The organism is uncultured Slackia sp. (assembly GCF_944321625.1).
Taxonomy (GTDB): Bacteria; Actinomycetota; Coriobacteriia; order Coriobacteriales; family Eggerthellaceae; genus Slackia.
This window is the reverse complement of sequence record NZ_CALUMA010000024.1, coordinates 1-4,789: the sequence shown is the minus strand read 5'-3', so window position 1 is coordinate 4,789 and position 4,789 is coordinate 1. Positions and strand designations below refer to the sequence as shown.

Genomic DNA, 4,789 nt, shown 5'->3' with positions numbered 1-4,789 from the left:
AGGCCCGCATGGGCTCGCCGCCGTCGGCCCCCGCCGCCATGCTCGCGCGCACCCTGCGGTAGCCGTAGGTCCCGCCGCTCGCCTCGAACGCGCGCGCGGCGCGCGCCGCGACCGCCTCCGCGCGCCGGGCGCGCCTCTCATTGGCCGCCCTGGCGTACTCGTAGGAGCTCTTCGAGATACGCAAGAAGGGAAGCAGGTCTCTCAGGCGGTACCCGCAGCCCCTCCTCAATCTCTCGCCCAACTCTGCCTTCTGCGAGTTCGAGAGGCTCGCCGGGTCGCCTGCTTTTGGGTCGCGCATCAGCTCCCTGAGCGCGGCGTTCGCCAGCCGCTCCCTCGCGAGCTCCGCCTCGAGCTCGCCTATCCTCGCCGCCGACTCCTCGTCCATGCGCACCGCCCCCTTCGGGGACATGGTAGCGCATCCGCGCGCCTTGCGCGCCCACGCCGACACGAGGGACGCCGACGCCACGCCGAGCCTGCGCGCGGCGTCGGCGGGCCTCATGCCCGCCCGCAGCAGCGACGCCGCCTCCCTCTTGGTCGCCTCGGGGTAGCGGGCGTGCTTGGCGTGCTCGCAGCGGCCCCGCACCTCCGGCTCCGGCACGCGCAGCGCGCCGCGCTCGGCCAGCCGCAGCCATCCGGCGACCGCCTGCCTGCTGGGTCTGCCGGGCTGCCTGCAGAACGCCGCCACGGTCATCCCGCTCTCGGCGAGGTCCGCCAGCGTCCTCTCCTTGAATTCCCTGCTGTACACAGCGCCCTCCTGCCTCGCGACGCGCGGTCCAGGATTCTGCCGCAGCTCCACTCGGCAAAACTGACACGAACGATCAGATTTACCTCAGAATGGATAACATACTCCGCAAAACTGCCAACATGCATTTCGCAGGAGGGCCATCAGACGACAGTGTTAGAAAAGACGCAGCTGATTTCCTCCATTGCCATATATTTCCGGAGGAAATTCGGGTTCAGCATGTAAACCGATGCCGCGCCTGTCAAGCAAGCCCAAGCAATCTCCTTCCATCCATAGGCCCAGTTCATCGCGTGCGAGCACGAGCGGCATACGGTTATGGACGGGTGAAACGACGGCGTTAGGCTGCGTGGTCACGATGGAGAACCGGCCGGCCTGCTGCACCGCCGCAAGAAACATGACGGGGCTTTCGCCGCCTGGTGCGGTGAAGCGATACCGCTGCTTCACCATGCGTCCCGTTTGCGGGTTGCGCGCCATCTCGCTCGCATGCGTCTCACAGAACCCGAGCGTCGGCACAATGCAGCGGCCTTCGTGTATCGCCGCATCCCACATGCCGCCGCCCGCAAGCGCCGACTCGATACGCGTATTGAACACCACGCCGTTCTTCCAAGGCACATCGAATCCCCAGGTCAAATTAGCAACGGATAGACTCTGCGTCCATGCGCTTGAATTGCGGGATGGATACGGGATAGCGTTCGACACGATAACGGGTGCGGCGTTTTGCGGAAAGGCATCGCGGCGTGCCGGCCAATCAGGCTGCACGAGAAACGGAGTCTGAAACACTATTGAACGCACGATGCCTTCAACCTCGCCGTATTCCAAGACCGTGAACCTATTGCACATCGCGGTCGCCGCCTTCGCTCCGCGCGGCATCATCCACGCGCTCATCGGAATCAAGGGGTACGACGCGCGCTCCCAGAAGAGCAGCGTCACGTCCGTCATGGGTCGCCACGATGACGACACGCCCTCGCTCATGCGCACGGACGATGCGCGCTGCCCGCGTGCGCGACGCGTCATCCAGGCCGGTGAACGGCTCATCAAGAAGAAGCGCGTCATGAGGCGTGAGGAGCGCACGCGCCAAAACAATACGGCGACGCTGCCCACCTGAGCACGACCTAGCGGGTTTGCCGATGCAATCCCCTATTCCCAGGCGTTCAAGCAAGCGAGGAGCGTCGTCCCATACCGCATCGCGGGCGTGCAGCGCGATGCGCGCGTTGGCGAGCGCATCCAGGTGCTCGATCAGACGATCCTCCTGGAATGCCATCGAAATGCGCGGAACAAAAACGCTACCGTCAACGTCTAGCGCCTCGACCGAACCTTCATCGGGATTCTCGGTGCCCGCCGCCATGCGCAGAAGCGTCGTCTTCCCGAATCCGGAGGGGGCCATCAAGCAGACGGGGGCATCGCCCTCTACCGTGAAGGAGATGTCCGAAAACGCCGACACGGAGTCGAACGACTTCCCGACGCCCTTGAATTCAATCCTATCCAGGCGCAAAGCACCCGAATCCCCCGGTGCACAAGCGAGAGCATGAATGCGATCGACGTCCTGCGAACCCCGGCTCGCCACGTCGGCTTGCGAACGCACGCGGGCATCGTCGCACGCACTTTCAAGGCACACGGACCCGTGTTCGAGAGAGGACACGCCTTTAGAAGCAGAGCCAGCCCCCATCCCCCTTGCAGCGACCGCATCGAGCACCCAGGCGAAAGCCTTCTCGAACAGCACGCTTAGCACGACAACCGCAAGCGTCCACGCAAACAGGTCTGGCGTATCGAAATAGATCTTCGCGCCGTACAGCGCCTCGCCCATCGACCCGGCGGGAATGGCGATAATCTCGGCCGCGACGCCCGCCTTCCACGCCATGCCGAAGCTCGACGCGCAGGCTGCGCGGAAATATGGGAGCACCTGCGGCAGATAGATGGCTGTAAACGTGCGCGCAGCAGGCACCCGCAGCACCTGCGCCATCTCCAAAAGGCGCACGTCGGTCGCGCGCACGCCGTCGCACACGTTCTCATAGACGATGGGCGCCACCACCAGCACGCCCACGATCACCGAAAGTTGGGATGCACCTGCCCAGATGAGCGCCAGCACCACGAAGCATGCCACAGGAACGCTCTTCGCCAGCGCCATAGCCGGCGCAAAGAGCTCGCCCGCCCGACAAAATCGCATGGCGATTGCCGCCAGGGCTGCCCCAAATACGACGCCGATGACGAAGCCCGCCACGATACGCAGCAGGGTGAATCCGACACGCCCCCAAAACTCCGCGGTACCGGCAAGCGCAAAAAATCGCGCAAGCACGTCGACGGGACCAGGCAGAAGAAGCGCGCTGTCCATAAGCATCGCAGCAGCCTGCCACAGCATGATCCAAAGCACAACCGCCCACGCACGAATGCGGAAACGGGAGGAAGTATCGCTTCGTGTCTTGTTTGACGCGGCGTCATCACGCTGCCAAAGGCCCATGCTTCCTCCTTTCCTACTCGCATCCATGATACAGAAAAGGCGGCCGCCGCGAATGCGACGACCGCCCCATTGCGCCGAAACGCGCACTAACCCTGGTAATAGAACCCGTCGTCGGGCATCGTGCCGCCCACCGATTCGGGCGCAGCATCGTACAACGTCTGGAGATACCCCGAGAGCGAGGCCTTCATCTCATCCCCGGACATGAAGACGATATTGCAGTACGGGATGGCCTTCTGCGCCACCGCCGCATCGATGATGCCCGCATCACCGATGATCTGCGCGGCCTCATCCACGTTGTCGTTCACGAATGCGATAGAGTCCGCATAGTCGACCATGAACGCCGCCACCGCCTCGGGGTTCTCTTCCACGAACTGGGTGCGGGCAACCACGACGCCGGTGATCAGCTGGGCATCGCTTCCGTTTGCCTGAGCGGTCTCGTCCCATGCGTCGTTGAGGTCGATGGCAATGCGAGCGCCTTCGACCTTGGACAGAGCGCTCGTGGCGAACGGCTGCGGCAGCATGGCGACAACCGTCGGATCGGCCTGAAGCTCGGCCAGACATTCGGCATGCTCGCTCTTCCACTCGATAGTCACATCGGTATCGGGGTCGATGCCGTTGTTCTCAAGCAGATAGCGAAGGGCGTACTCGGGCGTGGAGCCCTTGCCCGCCGAGACGATGGTCTTGCCAGCAAGGTCCTGGATGCTCTGTACGTTCTCATCGGTGCATACGATGTCCAGCACGCCGAGCGTGTTGACCGCAAGCACCTGGACGGCGCCTTCTGTCTTCTGATACAGAACCGCAGCGAGGTTGGCAGGCACCATGCACATATCCAAATCGCCCTGGATGAGCATGGGCGTAAGCTCGTCGGCCGAACCGGCAAGCTCATAGGTGTAGGCGCACGCGTCGCTGATACCGCTTGGCGCTTCGCCCATCATGCCCGCGAGCCCCATGCCCGTGGGGCCTTTGAGCGCACCGATGCGCACCTCGGTAGGCTGAACCTGCTGCGCCTCGGACTGAGCCGCGTCGTCGGCGGCAGGTTCATTCTCGGTCACGACCTGCTGCGAGCATCCGGAAAGCGCTAAGACGCATCCCAGCGCGGCAGCTGCTACCGTCAAAAACGCTCGACGGCTCAGCGACCGCGCACGAATGGCTATCGTCTCTACCTCCACGGCATGCTCCAATCCTCGAGGTGGTTCGAATGCAGAAGCGCCTCGGCCTTCTCGGACAAGGGCGACCCGAGGAAGTTCTCGTAGCACGCCTTGACCGAGGGGTTCTCATGGCTGAAGCGCAGGGCGCTCTTCTTGTCGATGCCGTGCAAAATGCCGGCACGCGGCGCGGCCCACTCCTCGCCCTCATGAATGGGCTGGCCGCCGCCGCCCACGCACCCGCCGGGACACGCCATGACCTCAACGAAATCATAGTCGACTTCGCCGCGCTCGATGGCGGTGCACAGCGCATCCGCGTTGGAAAGGCCGCTGGTCACGGCGATGCGAAGCGTGCGGTCGGGCAGCTGGAAGCTCTTCTCGCGCCAGCCGCGGTCGGCGCCGGCGCTGCGCACCTCGGCGAACGCCTCCACATCGGGGTTCTCGCCC

Annotated in this window: 5 protein-coding genes; all 5 read right to left on the bottom strand. The window is 64.2% G+C overall.

Going from position 1 to position 4,789, the window contains the following annotated elements; all coding sequences use genetic code 11:
* On the bottom strand, positions 1 to 745 hold a 745-nt coding region (locus Q0J60_RS02125), incomplete at its 3' end, for a transposase (protein ID WP_294438575.1).
* Positions 746 to 898: 153 nt separating this feature from the next.
* Complete coding sequence (locus Q0J60_RS02120; RefSeq protein WP_294438574.1) at positions 899 to 1,582, bottom strand: SOS response-associated peptidase family protein; 684 nt, start codon at positions 1,580 to 1,582, stop codon at positions 899 to 901.
* Positions 1,572 to 3,197: an ATP-binding cassette domain-containing protein gene (locus tag Q0J60_RS02115; RefSeq protein WP_294438573.1), complete on the bottom strand. Its 1,626-nt coding sequence runs from the start codon at positions 3,195 to 3,197 to the stop codon at positions 1,572 to 1,574. Before Q0J60_RS02115 ends, Q0J60_RS02120 begins: the two co-directional genes overlap by 11 nt.
* A gap of 86 nt (positions 3,198 to 3,283) precedes the next feature.
* The gene (locus tag Q0J60_RS02110; protein WP_294438572.1) at positions 3,284 to 4,366 is read right to left on the bottom strand and encodes an ABC transporter substrate-binding protein; all 1,083 of its coding nucleotides are present in this window, start codon (positions 4,364 to 4,366) and stop codon (positions 3,284 to 3,286) included.
* Positions 4,357 to 4,789 (bottom strand): [Fe-Fe] hydrogenase large subunit C-terminal domain-containing protein (locus Q0J60_RS02105; protein WP_294438571.1); only part of this gene is annotated, 433 nt, incomplete at its 5' end. The genes Q0J60_RS02105 and Q0J60_RS02110, both read right to left, overlap by 10 nt.

Excerpts from the sequence above, each read along its gene's own strand:
- Q0J60_RS02120 (WP_294438574.1), bottom strand. The coding sequence starts at position 1,582 with ATGTGCAATAGGTTCACGGTCTTGGAATACGGCGAGGTTGAAGGCATC.
- Q0J60_RS02115 (WP_294438573.1), bottom strand. The coding sequence starts at position 3,197 with ATGGGCCTTTGGCAGCGTGATGACGCCGCGTCAAACAAGACACGAAGC.